Raw genomic sequence first — 18,343 nt, forward strand, 5'->3', positions numbered from 1 at the left:
ATCATCCCTGCGACGCCGCGGCTTCTTCGATGGCGTCGACGACGTCCTGCGGGCCGGACTCACCGGCGAACAGCAGGGCGATCTCGTCGTTCATCGCGCCACCCACGGACTGGCCGAGGCGGGTGTCCAGGTAGAGCTGGGTCTCGCCACCGCCGTCGCGGACGGGGATGAGCTGCGCCAGCGTCTCGTTGGACAGCGAGTCGGTCGCGGCCGGGTTGGTGGGCAGGCCCATGTCCAGCTCGGCGAAGCCCTGCTGGACCTCGTCCGAGAGCAGGTACTGCGCGAAGTCGACCGCTGCGTCGGGGGCGTCCTGGGACACGGCCCAGGCGTCGCCGCCACCCATCTGGTCGGCGGGGTCGCCGGCCTGACCGTCGAAGGTCGGGAACGCGAACCAGCCCATCCAGTCGGGCACCTGCTCGTCCTCGCGCAGACCGCCGACGACGCCGGGCTCCCAGTGGCCCGCGAGCTCCATGCCCACCTTCTCGGAGGCGAGCAGGCCGGACGCCGACGTCGGGCCGGACTGGGCCGCCGTGGCCAGGAAGCCCGGGTTGAAGGGCTCCTTGTCCAGGATGGCCTGGACGTCCTCGCCCGCCTTGAGGAAGCACTCGTCGGAGTAGTCGCCGGACTCGATGGCGGCCTCGACCGTGTCGAACTCGCACTCGCGCACGACGCCGTAGTACCAGTAGTGCGCGGCGGGCCACTTGTCGCCGGCGCCGACGGAGATCGGGTCGATCCCGGCGTCCTGGAGCTGGTCGACGTAGCCGGAGAACTCCTCGAACGTCGGGTCCGGGGAGACGTCGTCGATCCCGGCCTCGGCGAAGAGGTCCTTGTTGTACCAGAAGCCGACGATGCCCATGGAGAACGGCAGGGCGTAGACGCGGTCCTCGATCGTGTACTGGCCGGCGAACGCCGAGATGGTGTCGATGGTGTCCGAGGCGTCGTCGGTGAGGTCGCGCAGCAGACCGGCGTCGACGTCGTTCTGCAGCTCACCGCCCCCTCGGCTCATGAAGACGTCCGGGACGTCGGTGCCGGCCTGCATGGCCGCCTGGAGCTTGGTGACCATGTCCTCGTGCTGCATGGCCTCGACCTGGACGGTCACCCCGGGATTGGCCTCCTCGAAGTCGGCCGCCACCTGGTCGTAGTAGGTCTTGCCCTCACCGGTGTTGGAGTTGTGCCACCACTCGATGGTGACGTCGCCGCCCGCCTCGGTGGCGGTGCCGCCGTCGGTCTCGTCGTCCGTGCTGCCCGAGCCCTGGCCTGCGCAGGCCGAGGCCAGCAGGGCGACGGTCGCGCCGAGCGCGACTGCCGTCGCGCCTCGCATCTTCCTCGTCATCGTGGAACCCCTTGGTCGTCGTCGACTCTGGTACGTCAGTGCCGGGCGATCACGTCTCGCCGCCCGTCGCGTCCCACTCTGGCAGCGTCGACAACCTTTCGTCAATCGTTTTCGATAACGGTTTCGACACGAGCAGGACGCTGCCACCCCTCCGGCCCGACAGCGGATACCCTCGTCGTGTGAGCACCGCCGCCGACCCGCCCGCCGCGGGCACCCGACCCGGACCGGGCCCCGGGCGCGTGACGATCTCCGACGTCGCGCGCGTCGCCGGCGTCTCGGTCGCGACCGTGTCCAAGGTCGTCAACCACCGCTACGGCGTCTCGCCCACCACGGCCGAACGCGTCCTGGGCGTCGTCGCCGAGCTCGGCTACGAGTCGTCCCTGGTCGCCCGCAGCCTGCGGCGCCAGTCCACCAACGTCGTCGGCGTCCTCGTCGCGGAGTTCGAGCCCTACTCGACCGAGCTGCTCAAGGGCATCTCGTCCGCCGTCGACGGCACCGGCTACGAGCTGCTCGCCTACTCCGGCGGGTCCGACGGCGGCACGCTGGGCGGGTGGGAGCGTCGCTCGCTCTCCCGGCTCGCCGGCACCCTCATCGACGCCGCCATCGTCGTCACGCCCACCATGGTGCTCTCCGAGGCGAACGGCATCCCCGTCGTCGCGATCGACCCGCACACGGGACCCGAGGGCACCCACACCGTGGACTCCGACAACGCCACCGGCGCGCGCGAGGCCGTCGAGCACCTCATCGCGCTCGGCCACCGCCGCATCGCCCACCTCGGCGGCCGCGCCGACCTGCAGTCCGCCCGGCTGCGCGAGCTCGGGTACCGCCAGGCGCTCGAGGCCGCCGGCATCGTCGTCGACCCGACACTGGTCCGGGTGGGTGGCTACCGCCCGGACACCGCCGACACCCCCGCCCGGGAGCTGCTCGCGCCCTCCCGCGGGCAGCGTCCCACCGCGGTGTTCGCAGCCAACGACCTCTCGGCGATCCACCTCATGGAGGTCGCCGCCGAGCTGGGTCTGCGCGTGCCCGAGGACCTCTCCGTGGTCGGCTTCGACAACGTGCCCGAGTCGATGACCACCTCGCCCCCGCTCACCACCGTCGCCCAGCCGCTGCACGACATGGGTGCCGAAGCGTTCCGCATGGTGCTGGACCTGCTCGAGGGCTCCCCCCGCGAGCAGCACCTGCGCCTGCCCACCTCCCTGATCACCCGGGGAAGCACCGGACCCGTCCCCACGGCATAGCACGCCCCCTACCTCGCGGAGTCCCGGCCTACCTCGCGGGGTCCTGGCCTACCTCGCGAGACGTCGGCCTACCTCGCGAGACGCTGGCCTACCTCGCGAGACGTCGGCCTACCTCGCGGATCGGTCCGTCAGTCCGGCCGGCTGCCGAGCCAGCGTTCGACGGCGTCCAGGCGGCGCGAGGTCTGCGCGGGCCAGTCCGCCTCCTGCACCCGGTGCGGACCGGTGGCCAGGGAGAGCAGCACGCCCGCGACCCGCGCCGACAGCTCGATCGGGTCGACCGTCGTGCAGAACCCCGCCGCGTAGCCCCGCGCGAGCTCCTGCAGGCGCACCGTGTCCCAACCGCGCAGCAGCGACAGCGTCTCGATGTGCGCCACGAGGCAGGCCAGGTCGTCCGCCCGCCGACCCGGACCGGCCGAGTCCACGTCCAGCAGGCCGGTGACCCGGCCGGCGTCGAGCATCACCTGCGCCTCGTACAGGTCGCCGTGCGTCGGCTGGTCCGCGACCAGACCCGCGATCCGGTTCCGGACCACGTCGGCGAGCTGGAGCGCACGCGCGGCCTCCGTGGGCATCGCGGCACCGATCACCAAGGCGTAGTGCCCGGCGTTCTCGCTCCAGGAGGTGCGCAGGGGCAGCTCCGCGACCGCGGCGGGCAACCGGTCCAACGTCGCGACGATCTCGTCCGCGCCCGGCAGGAGACCGCCGTCGCGCACCGCGTGCCGCATCGACTCCCCGGCCAGCGGGGCGATGACGAGGAGCCCGTCGGCGTTGCGTCCCAGCGGCTTGGGCACCGGCAGGCCGGCACCCGCCAGCAGCGCGTGGCGCTCGTAGAGGTCGTCCACCTTGTCGGGCCGCACCACCTTGAGGAACACCCGCGCCCCCGGGGTGCTGGCCTCGATCACCGCGCGGCGGGTGGGCCGGTAGGCCCGCACCCGCAGGGTGACCGGACCACGGGCCACCTCCGGCACGCCCAGGTCGCCCAGCAGGGTCGCGACCGCCTCCGGGTCGTAGGCGGTGGCCAGCGCCGGCAGCGCCGGGTCGCCGGGGAACCGCCAGACCGCCACGGCGTGCTCGCCGTCGTCCAGCGTGAGCACCCCGGGCACCTGCTGGTCGCCCGGGCGGCCCAGCGAGGCGCCGAGCGTCTCGGTCCGTACCGACGCGCCGTCACCCCCCGCCGTCGCCCAGCGCACGCGCGCCCGGTAGGCGACCGTCGTCGAGCGGCCGGGCCGGTGGTCCACCTGCCGGACCGACCAGTCCACGAGCTCACCACCGGCGGTGGACACCGCGGTGGACAGCAGCTCGGTCGCGTCGTCCCCGGTCAGGAGGTCCAGGTCGTTCTGTCCCATCGCCCCATCCTCACCAGAACCGGCGTCCGGCGCGCGCGCACCGCGCTGCCGGGCGCGCCCCGCCGGTCTCGGGCCCTTGGATTCCGGGCACGACGACGCCCCTCGCCTCCCGGGGACGAGGGGCGGTCGGGTCCCGCGTCTCAGGCGCCGAACATGTCCCGGAGCTCGCGGGTCTCCACGTCCGACATGTTCGAGCTGATGAGCGTCGCCTTGAGCCCGTGCAGGCGCTCGCGGAACCGGTCCGGGTCGCCCTGCTCCGAGATGAGGAACAGGCCCGAGGTGCCGGGGACGACCTCCGCGCGGATCCGCTCCAGGTCCTCCTTCTTGATGCCCGTGCTGGACAGCGCCCGGCTCAGCCCGCCGATGGCCGCACCGGCCACCGCACCGACGACGGGGATGAAGAACAGCGCGCCGATCAGCAGACCCCACAGCGCGCCCCAGCCGCCGGCCTTCGCGGTGTCGTCGTTCACACCGTGCGTGGTGGGGTGCTTGTCCCCCTCGGGCCACTCGACGACCGCGTGGTCGACGACCGTGATCAGCCCTTCGGAGGCTGCACTCTTGATGATGTCGGCGGCCTTGCCGGCACCGGCCGGGTCGTCGAACTTCCAGACCGTGAACATGGCCATCTGCGGGTCCTTCCTCCGTACGTGACGGCCGGGTCCCTTCCCGACCGGTTCCGATCCTGGCACCGGCACCCGGCGTGCGCCACCGGGACAAACCGGCACGGAAAGCAGTTACCGCCCGGACCGCCGTGGCGCCCCCGGACCCGTCGCGGCCGCCACCGCGTCCGCCGCCGACGGCAGCGGCGGACCGGTCGCGCACGCACCGCGGCGGGTCATTACCGTAGGCACCATGACGACCCCTCCTGTCGACGCCACCACCACGCCCGCCTGGGACGATCTCCGACGCCACCTCACGGACTTCCGCGGGGACCTGCGCGGCTGGTTCGCCGCCGACCCGGACCGGGCCGAGCGACTCAGCCACAGCGCGGGTGACCTGTTCGTGGACCTGTCCAAGAACCTCGTCGTCGACGACACGCTGGAGCTGCTCGTCCGGCTCGCCCACGAGGTGCACCTGCCCGAGCGCATCGAGGCGATGTTCACCGGTGAGCACGTCAACGTCACCGAGGACCGCGCCGTCCTGCACACCGCGCTGCGCCGCGCCCCCGGCACCGAGCCGGGTCTCGTCGTCGACGGCCAGGACGTCGACGCCGACGTCGCCCGCGAGCTGGACAAGGTCTGCGACTTCGCCGAGCAGGTCCGCTCGGGCACCTGGAGCGGCATCACGGGCAAGCCGGTGACGACGGTCGTCAACATCGGCATCGGCGGTTCCGACCTGGGGCCCGTCATGGTCTACGAGGCCCTGGAGCCCTACGGCAGCAGCGACCTGGAGGCCCGGTTCGTCTCGAACATCGATCCCACCGACGTCGCGCAGAAGCTCGCCGGGCTCGACCCGGAGACGACCCTGTTCATCGTCGCCTCCAAGACCTTCGGCACGCTGGAGACCCTGACCAACGCCCGACTGGCCCGCGCCTGGCTGTGGGAGCAGCTCATCGCGTCCGGCGCCATCGAGGACGACGACGACGCCAAGCAGGCGGCCGTGCGCGCCCACTTCGTGGCGGTCTCCACTGCCCTGGACAAGGTCGAGGCGTTCGGGATCGACCCTGCCAACGCGTTCGGCTTCTGGGACTGGGTGGGCGGCCGCTACTCCGTGGACTCCGCCATCGGCACCTCGCTGGCGGTCACGTTCGGCCCCGACGTCTTCCGCGAGCTCCTGGCCGGTTTCCGGACCGTGGACGAGCACTTCCGCAGCACGCCGCTGGAGCGCAACGTGCCCGCCCTCATGGGCCTGCTCAACGTCTGGTACGTCAACTTCCTGGACGCGCACACCCACGCCGTGCTCCCCTACGCCCAGCAGCTGCACCGGTTCCCCGCCTACCTGCAGCAGCTCACGATGGAGTCCAACGGCAAGTCCGTGCGCTGGGACGGTTCGGAGGTGACCACCCAGACCGGTGAGGTGTTCTGGGGCGAGCCCGGCACCAACGGCCAGCACGCCTTCTACCAGCTCATCCACCAGGGCACCCGCACGATCCCGGCGGACTTCATCGCGTTCGCCACCCCCGCCTACCCGCTCACCGACGGCCAGGGCGACGGCAAGGCGGTGGCACCCGGCGCGGACGTCCACGAGCTCTTCCTCGCGAACTTCTTCGCCCAGACCCAGGCCCTGGCCTTCGGCAAGACCGCCGACGAGGTGCGCGCGGAGGGCACCGCCGAGGATCTCGTCAGCGCCCGCACCTTCTCGGGCAACCGCCCGACGACGTCGATCATGGCGCCCGCGCTGACCCCGTCCGTCCTGGGCCAGCTCGTCGCCCTGTACGAGCACATCACGTTCGTGCAGGGCGTCGTGTGGGGTATCGACTCGTTCGACCAGTGGGGCGTGGAGCTCGGCAAGAAGCTCGCCCTGGAGGTCGCGCCCGCCGTGGCCGGGGACGACGCCGCTCTCGAGGGTCAGGACCCGTCGACCCGGTCGCTCATCCGGTACTACCGCGCGCAGCGGCGCTGACCTCCCCCTCCTGCCGAGCGCGCCGTCGGGCCCGTCCTGCCACCGGGCAGGGCCCGACGGCGCCGCACGCCCGGCCCGGTCCTGGCTAGGGTCGTGGCCGTGCCTCCCCTCGATCCCCGCGCGGTCCTGGCCGGCCGGCCCACGGCCCGGCCGTCGGTCGGCGTCGTCGTCACGATCGCCGTGTCCTCGGTGTGCCTCGTCGTCGCGCTCGCCATCATGCTGCACGGCGGCGGCGCGCCGGTGGCGACGGCCGTGGTCCTGGCGCTCGCCCCGCTGCCGCTCCTGCTGGCCGGCATCCTGGCGCTGGACCGGCTGGAGCCCGAGCCGCCCGACACCCTGGCCGCGGCCTTCGGCTGGGGCGCGGGGGTGGCCGTGCTGCTCGCCCTGCTGGTCAACACCGCGGGGCTGGATCTGCTCTGGACGCCGATGCTGGGCCCCGACCTCGGCGCGTACGCCACGGCGGCGATCAGCGCCCCGGTGGTCGAGGAGCTCGCCAAGGGCGCGGTCCTGGTCGGGTTGCTGTGGTTCCGGCGCCAGGAGCTCAACGGCCCGACCGACGGCATCATCTACGGCTCCATGGTGGCGCTCGGGTTCGCCACGGTGGAGAACATCTCCTACTACGCGTTCGCCGCGCCGGGGACCCTGGCGTGGACCTTCGTCGTCCGTGGCGTCGTCTCCCCGCTCCTGCACCCGCTGTGCACCTCGTTGATCGGGGTCGGGGTGGCCACCGCCGCGCTGCGGCCCGCCGGACGGCGGGTCGTCCCGGTGCTGGCAGGGTTCGCGGGGGCGATCGCCCTGCACGCGGTGTGGAACGGTTCGACGGCGTTCGGCCTGGTGGGCCTCGGGTTCGCCTACGCCCTGGGGTTCGCCGTCCTGGCCGCGCTGGCCTGGGTGCTGCACCGCGACCGACGTCGGATCGTCCGGCTCGTGCAGCGCTACCTGCCGCCGTACGGGGCGGTCGGGATCGTGGGCCCGGGCGACCTGCGCATGCTGTCCTCGCTCCGGGCACGCAGCCGGGCCCGGGACCGGGTCCGCGCCACGCTCGGACCAGGCGCAGCCCGAGCGATGGCGGATTACCAGCAGGCCGCCACCGAGCTGGCGATGCTGCACCGCCGCCATGCCCTCGGACTCGTGCCCGACGACGCGTTCGTGGCCCGGCGTGACCCGCTGGTCGCCCTCATGGGGCATGCGCGGGTCGCGTTCACCCGCTGACCCGGCCGGCACGGTCCCGGCGTCCGGCGAGGCCCACGGCGAGCACGGCCCCCACGGCCAGGTGCTCGACCACGAGGAACGCGGTCCCGGCAGCGGTGGTCGCGCCCAGCGGGCCGGCCATCGAGAGCAGGGCGACGACGGCGCACAGCACCAGCCAGGCGCGGTGCCCGCCACCGAGCCACCGGGCCAGCAGCACACGCACGCCCCAGGCGGCGAGCCCGACCACGGCGCCCGCCACCAGGACGGCCAGGATCCCGACGGTCGTCGTGCCGCCTCCGGTCCGGACGACGAGGTCGACCCCGGCGACGGCCGCGACGAGCCGGACCACTACTCCGGCCGCGACGGCGATCAGGAGCACGAGCCACGGTGCCGGGGCTCGGCCGGCACGCTCCGTGGAGCGTCCGGACGCGGGCTGTCGATCGGTCGTGCGGGTCATGATTCCTCCAGGTCCTGTCCACCGGCTCGGTGCCGGATCGGTCCCGACCTTGCCGCGCCCGCTCGCCGGCGCGCTGCGGTCCTCGGTCGGTCACCGCCCCGACCGGCGGAGCGGACGACCCCCGACCTTCGTCGGTGTCGGCCGTGGCCCGCGCCGCCTAGGTTCGGCACCATGACCACCTCGACCAACAGCTCACGCGCACCGGCGGAGTGCCCACCCGTGGCCGACGGCGCCCCGCGGCTCCCGGTCGGCGTCCTGGCCGCCGCGTGGTTCGCGCTCGCCGTGCTGACCGCCGCCGCCACGATCACGGTGCTGGCTGCGGGGGCCTCGCCGGGGGTCCCGGCCTGGGTCGACGTCGGCACGGCCGTCGCGGCGCTGGCTCTGCTCCCGCTGCTGTGGTCCCGCCGCGCCGTGCCCGCCACACTGACCCTGGCGGCGCTCGCCGCGGTCTCCGGCGCGGCGACCCCGGCGGCGACGGCCGCGACGTTGCAGGTGGCGCGCTGGTACCCCCTGCGAACCGCCGTCCCGGTGGCCGCGGCAGGAGCCGTCGGGCACGCGGTGCAGGCGCTGTGGCGGCCGGTCGGCCTCCCGCTGGGGTGGTGGCTGCTGTGCGACGTCGCGGTCCACGCCGCGCTGCTCGGCTGGGGCGCCTGGGCCCGCGAGCGCGCCGCGGTGCTGTGGTCGCTGCGCGACCGGGCCCGGCGCGCCGAGGCCGAGCAGGCTCGACGCGTCGACGAGGCCCGCACGGCGGAGCGCACCCGGATCGCGCGCGAGATGCACGACACGCTCGCCCACCGCCTCTCGCTCCTCGCCGCGACGGCGGGCGCCCTGGAGTACCGGCCGGACGGCGACCCGGCACAGCTGGCCGCCGCGGCCGGACGGGTGCGCGCCGGCGTCAGCGACGCCCTCGAGGACCTGCGGCAGGTGATCCGTCTCCTGCGGGCCGCACCCGGCGACCTCGGCCCGGTACCGGGGCTCGACGACGTCGCCCGCCTGGTGGCCGAGGCCCGGTCGGCCGGTCAGGACGTGACCTGGGCGGGGCCACCGGCGGCCGGTGCCGAACAGGTTCCGGGACCGGTGGCTGTCGCCGTCTTCCGCGTCGTGCAGGAGGGACTCACCAACGCCCGGCGGCACGCCCCCGGTGCCGCGGTCCGCGTGACGCTCACGGTCGGGTCGGCCGACGTCAGGGTCCGCGTGGTGGACGACGGCGGCTCCCCGGCGCCGGGTGGCGTCGAGGCGCCGGGCGGCCTCGCGGTCCGCGCGGGAGCACCGGTCGCGCCGGGTACCGGCACCGGGCTGGTCGGACTGCGCGAGCGGGTCACGGTGCTCGGCGGCCGGCTCGAGGCCGGCACGTGCGCTCGGCAGGAGGGCGGTGCGGGACCGGTCCCCGTCGCGGACGACGCCGGCGGCGGCTTCGTGCTGGAGGCCTGGCTACCGTGGGACCGATGACCCCGATCCCCGACGTCGCGTCCCCGAGCGGCTCGCCCGCCGAGATCCCGGGCGTGCGGGTGGTGCTCGTGGACGACGACGCCCTGGTGCGCGCCGGGCTGCGACTCATGCTCGACGGCGCCGACGGGCTGCGGGTGGTCGCCGAGGCCGCGGACGGGAGCGAGGTCCCCGGCGTGCTCGACGCCCACCCGGCCGACGTCGTGCTCATGGACCTGCGGATGCCCGGCGTGGGCGGCATCGACGCGACCCGCCGGGTGCGCGCGCGGCCCTCGCCGCCCGCCGTCGTCGTCCTGACCACGTTCGACACCGCCGAGGAGGTCGGGGGTGCCCTGCAGGCGGGAGCCGCGGGCTACCTGCTCAAGGACATGCCGCCGGCCCGCATCGCCGCCGCGGTACGAGCAGCCGCCTGGGGTGAGCCCGTGCTCGCACCCGACGTCGCCCGTCGCCTCATGGACACGGTGGCGGGTGCGGGCGGCACCCGACGGCGTGCCCGCGCCGCCCTGGGGATCCTCACGCCGCGGGAGCGCGACGTCGCCCGCGAGATCGGGCGGGGAGCGTCGAACGCCGAGATCGCCACGCGCCTCTACCTCAGCGTTCCCACGGTCAAGGCGCACGTCTCCCAGCTCCTGGACAAGCTCGGCCTGGAGAACCGGACGCAGGTGGCGCTGCTCGTGCACGACGCCGGTCCCGACGCCGGTCCCGACGCCGGGACCAGCGTCGGGACCAGCGGCAGTCTCTAGCGCTCAGAGCCCCAGGAACTCCGCGACCCGCACGGACGCCGGCTCGGCCCGCAGCAGGTCCGGGGTGTCCACCTGCAGCACGCGGCCGGCGTCCATGACGGCGACGCGGTCGGCGACGGTGAACGCCTCGGTGTGGTCGTGCGTGACGAACACCGCCGTGGTCCCCGTGGAGCGCAGGGCGTCGCGCACGTCGACGGCGAGGCGTTCGCGCAGCTGCCGGTCGAGCGCCGAGAGGGGCTCGTCCAGCAGCAGCAGCCGCGGCCGCGGGGCCAGCGCCCGGGCCAGCGCGACCCGCTGCCGCTCCCCTCCGGACAGCGTCACCACGGCCCGCCGCGCGTACCCGGCCAGCCCGACGTCGTCGAGCAGCTCCGCCACCCGCTCCTCGCGGTCGGGGCGCGGCATCCCCTGCACCTCGAGACCGTAGGCCACGTTCCGTCCGACGTCGCGGTGCGGGAAGAGCTGACCGTCCTGGAAGAGCAGCCCGAAGCCGCGCCGGTGCACCGGGACGCCCGCCAGGTTCGCCCCGTCGAACGCGACGGACCCGTGGGCGAGGGGTTCCAGGCCCGCCACGGCCCGCAGCAGGGACGACTTGCCGCACCCGCTCGGGCCGAGCAGGGCGACGATCTCGCCGGCCGCGACGTCCAGCGACACACCGGCCACCGCCGTCGTGCCGATGCCCGCACGGCGGCGGCGCGAGCCCTCGACGCCGTAGCGCACGACGACGTCGCGCACGCTCAGGCCCGCGCTCCGTCCGGTGGGCACCGCCATCAGAACTCCCCTCCGGCCGCGTCGCCGCGCAGCCGCTCGGCCACCATCATGACGCCCGCCGTGAGCGCCGCCAGCACCACCGACGCCGCGAGCGCCATCCCGTAGTTCTGCGCGCCGGGCTGCCCGATGAGGCGGAAGATCACCACCGGCAGCGTCGCGGCGTCGGGGCGGGCGAGGAACGAGGTCGCGCCGAACTCGCCGAGCGAGACGGCGAACGCGAACCCGATCGCCAGCCCGAGCGACCGGGCCGCCAGCGGGCCGTCCACGGTGCGCAGCACGCGTCCGGGTGCGGCACCGAGGGTGGCGGCGACCTCGCGCAGCCGCGGGTCGACGGCGCGCAGGACGGGCAGGACGGTGCGCACGACGAGCGGGATCGCGACGACCGCCTGCGCGATCGGCACCAGCAGTCCCGAGGTGCGCAGGTCGACGTCGAACCCGAGCGGCCGGTCGAGCGTGATGAGGAAGCCGAAGCCGACGGTCACGGCGGACACACCGAGCGGGAGCATGAACACGCCGTCCAGCACGCCGACGGTGCGGCGCAGGCCGGCGGACCGGGGGCGCCGGGACACCACCAGCGCGACGAGCCCGCCGATCACGACGGCGAGGAGCGCGGCGAGCGTCGCGGTGCGCAACGAGGTGGCCGTGGCCTCCCAGACGGTGACGGTCAGCGCGTTGCGGCCGCCGGTGGTCCCCAGGGCCACGTAGTTGTCCAGCCCCCAGGTGCCGTCGGGGCCCTGGAACGAACGGGCCACCAGACCCGCCAGCGGCAGGACGAGCAGGACGGCGACGACGACGGCGGTGGCCGCGGCGGGCAGGGCGTCCGCCGCCCGGCGCAGGTCGAGGCGGTGCGCGGCGGAACGGTCGCTGTTCAGGGCCAGCGCGCGTTCCCGCCCGGTGCGCAGCCGGGAGCTGACGACCAGCGCGGTGGCGACGACGACGAGCTGCAGCACGCTGAGGACCGCCGCCGAGCGCAGGTCGAGGAACTGGGTGGTGCGGATCCAGATCTCGGTCTCGATCGTGCCGTAGCGGGTGCCGCCGAGGACGAGCACGACGCCGAACGCCGTCGAGCAGAACAGGAACACGACGGACGCGGCCGAGGCGATCGCCGGGCCGAGCGCAGGGAGCGTCACGGTGCGGAACGCGCGCCACGGGGTCGCGCCGAGCGAGCGGGCCGCCTGCTCGGCCCGCGGGTCGAGGCGCTCCCAGAGCCCGCCGACCGTGCGGACCACCACCGCGTAGTTGAAGAACACCAGCGCGACGACGATCCCGGCGAACGACGCCTCGAACCCGAGCCCGCCGAGCGCCCCGGACGGCGCGAAGAGCGCGCGGAAGGCGACGCCGACGACGACGGTGGGCAGCACGAACGGGACGGTCACCAGAGCGCGGGCGAGCGTACGTCCGGGGAACCGACATCTGTACAGGACATACGCCGCGGGCAGCCCGAGCAGGACGCTGACGACCGTCCCGACGGAGGCCTGGGCGAGCGTCTGGCCGACCACACGCCAGGTCCGCGGGCGGCTCAGGACCTCCGCGAACCCCGAGAGGTCCAGCACCCGCCCGCCCACGCCGTCGTCGGCGAAGAAGCCCTGCACGACCAGCGCGACCACCGGCCACGCGAAGAACACGCCGAGGAACAGCAGCGGCAGGCCGGCCGCGAGTCCCCAGCCCAGCCATGCTCCCGGACGGACGCGGCGGCGCGACCGGACCTCCGCGCCGCGCGTCCGGCTCGCGGCCGGGGCCCCCGGGTCGCTCCCGGCGCTCAACCGATGACCGTCGCCGTCCACTGCTCGATCCACTCGTCACGGTGCGCGTCGATCTCCGCCGGCGCCACGTCGTGCGGCTCCTCGGCGAGCGGCGCGAACTGCTCCCACTCGGCCGGCAGCTCCACCGAGGCGTCCGCCGGGTACATGTACATGCTTCCCGGGACGTCCGCCTGCACCTCGTCCGAGGCCAGGAAGTCCACCAGGGCCCGCGCACCGTCCGGGTTGTCCGTACCGCTGAGCACCCCCGCGTACTCGACCTGCCGGAAGCACGTGTCCAGCAGCGCCGCCGTCGTCGTCGCGTCGCCGTCCTGCGTCACCGTGAACGCCGGCGACGTGGCGTAGGACAGCACGATCGGACGTTCGCCGCCCTCGCCGGCACCGGAGAAGTCGACGTAGTAGGCGTCGTTCCAGCCGTCGGCCACCTTGAGGCCGTTGTCGGCGAGCTGCGACCAGTAGTCCTGCCAGCCGTCCTCGCCGAACTCCTCGACCGTGGCCAGCAGGAACGCGAAGCCCGGCGACGACGTGGCCGGGTTGGTCACGACCGTCAGGTCCGCGTACTCCGGGTCGAGGAGGTCGGTGAACGTGGCGGGCGGCTCGACGTCCACGTCGTCGAACCAGGCCGTGTCGACGTTCAGGCAGACGTCGCCCTTGTCGATCGGGGTGAGACCGTCCAGCCCGTCCCCGACCAGGCTCGCCGCCGAGTCGTCGAGACCGGCCGGCTGGTACGGCTCGAACACGCCCGCGTCGACCGCCCGTGAGGCGAACGTGTTGTCGACGCCGTAGACGACGTCCCCCAGGGGTGAGTCCGCGGTGAGCACGAGCTGGTTGACCAGCGTGCCGGCGTCCCCGACCGCGACCTGCTCGACCGTCAGCCCGGTCTCGGACTCGAACGACTCCAGCAGCCCGTCGCCGAGCGCGAAGGAGTCGTGCGTGACGAGCGTGACGGTGCCGGACAGCTCGGCGGGGCCGGCGCTCGCGGCGCTGTCGGCGGGCACCGGCGTGCTCCCGGACTCGCCCGGGGCGTCCTCCCCCGTGCAGGCGGCGAGCGCGGGCACCAGGCCCACGACGGCGAGTGCCGCGAGGGTGCGGCGGGTACGGATGGTCATGCGTCCTCCTCAGACGTGCGAGAAGGGGGTCCGCCGGCCCGTGCCACGGGTCGACGGGTCGAGAAGCCCGACTTCCTCCACCGGTGCGAGCCGGATCAGGTTCGAGGGTCTGCGGTGGTCCGCACTCTCAGCGCCGTGGGCGCTCCCCTGTCGTTCCCCCCGAGCCTACACACCCGCCGCACGCTACGGTGGTGGCGTCCGCCCGGCGGACGTGCTGCGCACCGAGCAACAGGAGGATCCGTGGAGAAGTCAGAGCAGTCCGAGCCGACGCTGGCCGTCAAGGTCGGCACCATGGCCGCGACGCTCGTCGCCGGCTGGGTGGCGCAGAAGCTCATCAAGGTGATCTGGGAGAAGGCGACCGGCAACGACGCCCCGATCGACCTGGACGCCGACGACATCCCGATCGTCCAGGCGATCACCTTCGCCGCGGTGACCGGTGGCGTCGCCGTGTTCGCGCGGCGCCTGGCCCGCCAGGGCGTCGTCAAGGCCGTCGACCGCCGGGCGCGCGACGTCTCCGTCGTCTGACCGGCAACGCCCTCGTCCCGAGGGCGGCGCCACCGCGTCGGCCGAGAAGCCGTCGGGACGCCCGGACGCCTCAGTCGCGGTCGCCCTGACGGCGTCGGGCGAGCTGCGCCTCGTGCCCGCGGGGGCGGTCGACGACGTGGACGGCGGCGAGCGCGTTCTCGAGGCGCTCGGCCGACGGCCCCTCGCCGCAGCCCAGGGCTTCCATCACCTGGGCCGCCGCCGAGTGCACGGCCACCCCCTTGCGCGCGGCGACCTGGCTGAGCACGTCGGCGGCCGCGGGTTCCGAGATCCCACGGACCACCATGATCGCGCCCTTGACCTGCTCGACGGCCGCCGTGGCCGCCATCGCGCGGCCGACCGCCCGGTGGGACTCCCGCTCGAGCGCCTCCCGGGTGAGCGGGCTGGCGTCCAGGACGTAGCCGCCGACCTGGGTGATCTCGCCGTCCGGTTCGTGGCGCCCCTCCCCCGTGACCACCACGGTGCGCGACTTGCCGTGCGAGTCGACGATCCGGAAGCCGCTGCCGAACGGCCGCCCGGTGCGCAGTGCCACACCCGCGGTCCGTGACAGCCGGGCGCGGTCGTCCGGGTGGATGCGGGACCGCAGGACGTCGAGGCTCGGCTCGACGTCACCGGGTTCGCGGCCGTGCATCCGGTAGACCTCGTCGGACCACCAGGTCCGCCCCGAGGCGACATCGACCCGGTAGCGCCCCACGACGAGCTGCGCACCGACCGCCAGGGACTCCGCGATCCCGGACAGCCCGGTGCCGCCCCGGACGGTCCGGTGCGACGACGTCGGCGCGCTCATCTCCACCCCCTGCCGACCGGCTCGGCCGCCGGTCGGGTCGGATGGGCCCACCGTACCGTCGCGCACGGGAACCGCCACCGGAGCGGCGAGCTTCACCCCCGGGCGGGTTCGACCGCCCCCACCCCCGTGTCCGTCCCGGCCGACGCCTCGGCCCGCTGCGCGGCGAGGTGGGCCCGCACCGACCAGGTGACGGCCGCGGCCCAGACGACGGCGACGAACGCCAGCGCCGCCGTCGTCCAGCCGCTCGGGGCCTCGAACGCCTGGAGCAGCGTGCGTGTGTTGGTCAGGACGATGATGCCGCCCACGGCCGAACCGAGGACGCGTGGCGGCACGAGACGCACCAGCCAGGCCGCGATCGGTGCGGCGACGAGTCCGCCGGCGAGCAGCGCGAGAGCCCACGCCGGGTCGATCCCGGCCGTCCCGAGACCGACGAAGAACCCGAGGCTGGCGGCGACGGCGACGAAGAACTCGCTGGTGTCGATCGACCCGATGACCTTGCGCGGCTCGAGGCGTCCGCTCGCCAGGATCGCCGGCGTCCCGACCGGACCCCAGCCGCCACCGCCCGTGGCGTCCATGAACCCGGCGACGAGCCCGAGCGGCGTCAGGAACCGGCGACGCAGCGGCTGGCCGAGCCGGTCGGTCCGCAGACCGCGGAACGTGAAGCGCAGCAGCACGTACAGGCCGAGCCCCAGCAGCAGCACGGACATCAGCGGCTTGGCGAGATCGGTGGCCAGCCACGACAGGAAGGTCGCGCCGAGGAACGCGCCCACGGCGCCCGGGATGCCGATCCGGGCGACGACCTTCCAGTCGACGTTGCCGAATCGCCAGTGCGACGCCCCCGAGGCGAGCGTCGTGCCGATCTCGGCCAGGTGGACGGTGGCCGACGCCGCCGCGGGGTTGGTGCCGATCGCCAGCAGCAGCGTGGTCGAGGTGACGCCGTAGGCCATGCCCAGGCTGCCGTCGACGAGCTGCGCGCCGAGCCCGACGAGAGCCAGGAGAACGAGTGTCTGCACGGGAGTTCCTTCCGTCCGGTCGCGGCGGAGCGCCGCGGTGGATCTGAACATACCCGATCAGTCTGGTCGGATTCAATGGTATTCGAGAGGTGGTGGGGCCCGAACCGCAGGGGGCGCGGTCAGTTGTTCTCCCAGGCTCCGTCCGTACGCGTGAGGTGCCGGACGCCGTCGGGCACCGTCCCGGCGGCGAGGTCGGCCATCGTCACCTGCTCCAGGACGGCACGGACGTTGACCCGCAGGGCCACCCAGACGTCGAGCAGGGTCGAGGCGGCCCCCGTGTAGTCGAGGTCGGAGGGCCGGTGGTCGCGGACGAAGACGAGCGGGCCGTCGACGGCACGGACGACGTCGGCCACCGTGACCTGCTCGGCGGGGCGCGCGAGGACGTACCCGCCCGACGCGCCCCGCCGGCTCGCGACCACGCCCTCGCGACGCAGGTCCCGCAGGATGGCCTCGAGGAACCGGTGCGGGATGTCCTGCGCCTGGGCCAGCACCTCCGCCGGCACCGGGCTCGCATCGGGTGCTGCGGCGAGCTCCGCCGTCGCGCGAACGGCGTAGTCGGCCTTGGCGGAGACCCTCACAGTCGTCCCTCCCGGTCGGTGCTCAGCTCGGAGCAGCCATGGTAGAGGCCCGGCCGGACCCGCTGCACGGTGCGTTCACCAGCTCCCGGAACGGCGGGCGGACTCGGCGAACGACCCCGTCACCGGCAGGTCCGGGACGAGCACCGCCTGGACCGCGTGGTAGATGTCGGGCTTGCCCTGCCAGACGTCCTGGGACGGAGCGTTCTCAGGATCCAGCTCGTGGTGCCACGAGCCGCGGTCGTCCACGAACCGCTCGCGGATCAGGATCCACCACTGCTGGGACAGCTCGACGAACCGGTCCTCGCCCGTGACCGCGGCCAGCACCTCGGCAGCAGCCACCGCCTCGGCCGCCACCCAGTGGAAACGCCGCCTCTCGACGGCGGCGCCGTCCCAGTCGACCGTGTAGACGAAACCGGACCCGTCGAAGCCGTCGGCCGCAGCACGGTCGAACAGCTCCCGCGCCGCCGCGGTGCGCCGACCCTCGGTGCCCTGTGCGGCGTCGACCTGGAGCAGCAGGCGCGCCCACTCGAAGCCGTGGCCCGGCGTCGACCCGTAGGGCTTGAACCGGTCACGGGGGTTGTCGGCGTTGAGCTCCAGGTCCGGGCGCCAGTCGCTCGTGAAGTGCTCGGGGATACGCCACGACGTGCTGCGCGCCCACTGCACCACCCGGTCCGCCACCCCGGCGGCGCGAGCACGCCAGAGCGGGTCGTCGGTGGCGTCGGCCGCGGCCAGCATGGCCTCGACCCCGTGCATGTTGGCGTTGATGCCGCGATAGGGGGACAGGGTCGTCCACGAGCGGTCCCACTCGTCGACGAGCAGGGTCTGGTCGGCGTCCCAGAAGTGCTGCTCGAGGACGGTCAACGCCTCGTCGAGCAGAGCACCGGCGGACGGCACGCCGGCCTGGACACCGCTCGACGCCGCGAGCACCACGAACGCGTGGGCGTACGCGGCCTTCGTGCCGTCGATCGCCGCGTCCGGACCGACGGAAGCGAACCAACCACCGTGCACCGGGTCCTGCAGCGGCCCCGTCAGCCCGGAGAGCGCCAGCTCCGCTCGATCACGGCCGCCCGGGAACCCGAGCAGACTGCTCAGCGCGTACGAATGGGCCATCCGCGCCGTGATCCAGGTCTCGACCGGCCGACCCACCTCGGGCCGGCCCTCGTCGTCCAGCCAGGACGCACCACCGTCGGACCGGAGCGACGCCGCTCCGAACTCGAGGAGCCGCCCGAGCTCGGCACGGCGCCAGGTCTTCACGTCGTGCGTCGTCGGGGAGTCCTCGATCCGGCTCGTCATGTCATCGCTCATCAGCACACCCTCCACTACTCAACCGCTTCATCGCTGCCGTGGACGAACTTACCCGGCCGGCGCCCGGTCGGTGTCGCGGGCGGGGGTGGTGGGTGGGGGTGTGCAACAGGCCCCCCAACCGGTGGTTGGGGGGCCTGTTGTGAAGGGTGTCCGGCGGCGTCCTA

The 18,343-nt window shown here is 74.1% G+C and carries 17 protein-coding genes and 1 riboswitch; of the genes, 6 read left to right on the plus strand and 11 right to left on the minus strand.

The window, feature by feature from the left end; all coding sequences use genetic code 11:
* Position 1: 1 nt before the first annotated feature.
* A complete protein-coding gene (locus ACIQLL_RS15025) occupies positions 2–1,333 on the minus strand; it encodes an extracellular solute-binding protein (RefSeq protein ID WP_402468759.1) in 1,332 nt (443 codons plus the stop codon).
* Positions 1,334–1,512: 179 nt separating this feature from the next.
* Here ACIQLL_RS15025 and ACIQLL_RS15030 point away from each other — a divergent pair, with 179 nt between their 5' ends.
* Positions 1,513–2,574 carry a LacI family DNA-binding transcriptional regulator gene (locus ACIQLL_RS15030; RefSeq protein ID WP_402468761.1) on the plus strand — a complete coding sequence of 354 codons (1,062 nt, stop codon included), beginning with the start codon at positions 1,513–1,515 and terminating at the stop codon, positions 2,572–2,574.
* Between the two features lie 128 nt (positions 2,575–2,702).
* On the opposite strand, the gene ACIQLL_RS15035 is transcribed toward ACIQLL_RS15030, so the two are convergent.
* Positions 2,703–3,917, minus strand: a complete 1,215-nt coding sequence (locus ACIQLL_RS15035) for a phosphotransferase (protein ID WP_402468764.1) — start codon at positions 3,915–3,917, stop codon at positions 2,703–2,705.
* A 140-nt stretch (positions 3,918–4,057) separates the two neighbouring features.
* Positions 4,058–4,543, minus strand: a complete 486-nt coding sequence (locus ACIQLL_RS15040) for a DUF1269 domain-containing protein (protein WP_402468767.1) — start codon at positions 4,541–4,543, stop codon at positions 4,058–4,060.
* A gap of 226 nt (positions 4,544–4,769) precedes the next feature.
* On the opposite strand from ACIQLL_RS15040, the gene pgi reads away from it, so the two are divergent.
* Together pgi and ACIQLL_RS15050 are read left to right on the plus strand one after the other, a co-directional pair.
* Positions 4,770–6,479, plus strand: a complete 1,710-nt coding sequence (gene pgi, locus ACIQLL_RS15045; RefSeq protein WP_402468770.1) for a glucose-6-phosphate isomerase — start codon at positions 4,770–4,772, stop codon at positions 6,477–6,479.
* A gap of 99 nt (positions 6,480–6,578) precedes the next feature.
* Positions 6,579–7,691: a PrsW family intramembrane metalloprotease gene (locus ACIQLL_RS15050; protein ID WP_402468772.1), complete on the plus strand. Its 1,113-nt coding sequence runs from the start codon at positions 6,579–6,581 to the stop codon at positions 7,689–7,691.
* Here the strand turns inward: ACIQLL_RS15050 and ACIQLL_RS15055 are convergent.
* Complete coding sequence (locus ACIQLL_RS15055) at positions 7,681–8,127, minus strand: DUF6069 family protein (RefSeq protein ID WP_402468774.1); 447 nt, start codon at positions 8,125–8,127, stop codon at positions 7,681–7,683. The two genes, ACIQLL_RS15050 and ACIQLL_RS15055, sit on opposite strands and share 11 nt — an antisense overlap.
* Positions 8,128–8,298: 171 nt before the next feature.
* Here ACIQLL_RS15055 and ACIQLL_RS15060 point away from each other — a divergent pair, with 171 nt between their 5' ends.
* Both ACIQLL_RS15060 and ACIQLL_RS15065 read left to right on the plus strand, forming a co-directional pair.
* On the plus strand, positions 8,299–9,576 hold the full coding sequence (locus ACIQLL_RS15060; protein WP_402468777.1) for a sensor histidine kinase: 1,278 nt from the start codon (positions 8,299–8,301) through the stop codon (positions 9,574–9,576).
* Positions 9,573–10,316, plus strand: coding sequence for a response regulator transcription factor (locus tag ACIQLL_RS15065; protein WP_402468780.1), 744 nt, complete (start codon positions 9,573–9,575; stop codon positions 10,314–10,316). The genes ACIQLL_RS15060 and ACIQLL_RS15065 overlap by 4 nt, the downstream gene beginning before the upstream one ends.
* 3 nt (positions 10,317–10,319) lie before the next feature.
* Here the strand turns inward: ACIQLL_RS15065 and ACIQLL_RS15070 are convergent, their stop codons facing one another.
* The 3 genes from ACIQLL_RS15070 to ACIQLL_RS15080 are packed head-to-tail and all read right to left on the minus strand — an operon-like array spanning position 10,320 to position 13,953.
* On the minus strand, positions 10,320–11,084 hold the full coding sequence (locus tag ACIQLL_RS15070; RefSeq protein ID WP_402468783.1) for an ABC transporter ATP-binding protein: 765 nt from the start codon (positions 11,082–11,084) through the stop codon (positions 10,320–10,322).
* On the minus strand, positions 11,084–12,847 hold the full coding sequence (locus tag ACIQLL_RS15075) for an ABC transporter permease (protein ID WP_402468785.1): 1,764 nt from the start codon (positions 12,845–12,847) through the stop codon (positions 11,084–11,086). Before ACIQLL_RS15075 ends, ACIQLL_RS15070 begins: the two co-directional genes overlap by 1 nt.
* Entirely contained in the window at positions 12,844–13,953 is a 1,110-nt protein-coding gene (locus tag ACIQLL_RS15080; protein WP_402468787.1) for a thiamine ABC transporter substrate-binding protein, read from the minus strand. The genes ACIQLL_RS15075 and ACIQLL_RS15080 overlap by 4 nt, the downstream gene beginning before the upstream one ends.
* 55 nt (positions 13,954–14,008) lie before the next feature.
* Positions 14,009–14,112, minus strand: a riboswitch (TPP riboswitch).
* An 81-nt stretch (positions 14,113–14,193) separates the two neighbouring features.
* Between ACIQLL_RS15080 and ACIQLL_RS15085 the strand changes: the two genes are divergently transcribed.
* Positions 14,194–14,478: a DUF4235 domain-containing protein gene (locus tag ACIQLL_RS15085; protein ID WP_402468789.1), complete on the plus strand. Its 285-nt coding sequence runs from the start codon at positions 14,194–14,196 to the stop codon at positions 14,476–14,478.
* Positions 14,479–14,548: 70 nt separating this feature from the next.
* Here the strand turns inward: ACIQLL_RS15085 and ACIQLL_RS15090 are convergent, their stop codons facing one another.
* From ACIQLL_RS15090 to ACIQLL_RS15105, 4 genes are all read right to left on the minus strand, one after another.
* The gene (locus tag ACIQLL_RS15090; protein WP_402468792.1) at positions 14,549–15,283 is read right to left on the minus strand and encodes a PAS and ANTAR domain-containing protein; all 735 of its coding nucleotides are present in this window, start codon (positions 15,281–15,283) and stop codon (positions 14,549–14,551) included.
* Positions 15,284–15,375: 92 nt separating this feature from the next.
* Positions 15,376–16,296: a sulfite exporter TauE/SafE family protein gene (locus tag ACIQLL_RS15095; protein ID WP_402468794.1), complete on the minus strand. Its 921-nt coding sequence runs from the start codon at positions 16,294–16,296 to the stop codon at positions 15,376–15,378.
* Between the two features lie 119 nt (positions 16,297–16,415).
* The gene (locus tag ACIQLL_RS15100; protein ID WP_402468797.1) at positions 16,416–16,874 is read right to left on the minus strand and encodes an RrF2 family transcriptional regulator; all 459 of its coding nucleotides are present in this window, start codon (positions 16,872–16,874) and stop codon (positions 16,416–16,418) included.
* A gap of 75 nt (positions 16,875–16,949) precedes the next feature.
* Positions 16,950–18,179, minus strand: coding sequence for an AGE family epimerase/isomerase (locus tag ACIQLL_RS15105; protein WP_402468799.1), 1,230 nt, complete (start codon positions 18,177–18,179; stop codon positions 16,950–16,952).
* Between the last annotated feature and the right edge of the window lie 164 nt (positions 18,180–18,343).

Source organism: Isoptericola aurantiacus, assembly GCF_044769875.1.
GTDB classification, from domain to species: domain Bacteria; phylum Actinomycetota; class Actinomycetes; order Actinomycetales; family Cellulomonadaceae; genus Isoptericola; species Isoptericola aurantiacus.

What these genes read in the sequence shown, in the direction of transcription:
- ACIQLL_RS15025 (WP_402468759.1), bottom strand. Translation starts at nt 1,333, where the DNA reads ATGACGAGGAAGATGCGAGGCGCGACGGCAGTCGCGCTCGGCGCGACC.
- ACIQLL_RS15035 (WP_402468764.1), bottom strand. Translation starts at nt 3,917, where the DNA reads ATGGGACAGAACGACCTGGACCTCCTGACCGGGGACGACGCGACCGAG.
- ACIQLL_RS15040 (WP_402468767.1), bottom strand. Translation starts at nt 4,543, where the DNA reads ATGGCCATGTTCACGGTCTGGAAGTTCGACGACCCGGCCGGTGCCGGC.
- pgi (WP_402468770.1), top strand. Translation starts at nt 4,770, where the DNA reads ATGACGACCCCTCCTGTCGACGCCACCACCACGCCCGCCTGGGACGAT.
- ACIQLL_RS15055 (WP_402468774.1), bottom strand. Translation starts at nt 8,127, where the DNA reads ATGACCCGCACGACCGATCGACAGCCCGCGTCCGGACGCTCCACGGAG.
- ACIQLL_RS15060 (WP_402468777.1), top strand. Translation starts at nt 8,299, where the DNA reads ATGACCACCTCGACCAACAGCTCACGCGCACCGGCGGAGTGCCCACCC.
- ACIQLL_RS15065 (WP_402468780.1), top strand. Translation starts at nt 9,573, where the DNA reads ATGACCCCGATCCCCGACGTCGCGTCCCCGAGCGGCTCGCCCGCCGAG.
- ACIQLL_RS15070 (WP_402468783.1), bottom strand. Translation starts at nt 11,084, where the DNA reads ATGGCGGTGCCCACCGGACGGAGCGCGGGCCTGAGCGTGCGCGACGTC.
- ACIQLL_RS15080 (WP_402468787.1), bottom strand. Translation starts at nt 13,953, where the DNA reads ATGACCATCCGTACCCGCCGCACCCTCGCGGCACTCGCCGTCGTGGGC.
- ACIQLL_RS15090 (WP_402468792.1), bottom strand. Translation starts at nt 15,283, where the DNA reads ATGAGCGCGCCGACGTCGTCGCACCGGACCGTCCGGGGCGGCACCGGG.
- ACIQLL_RS15105 (WP_402468799.1), bottom strand. Translation starts at nt 18,179, where the DNA reads ATGAGCGATGACATGACGAGCCGGATCGAGGACTCCCCGACGACGCAC.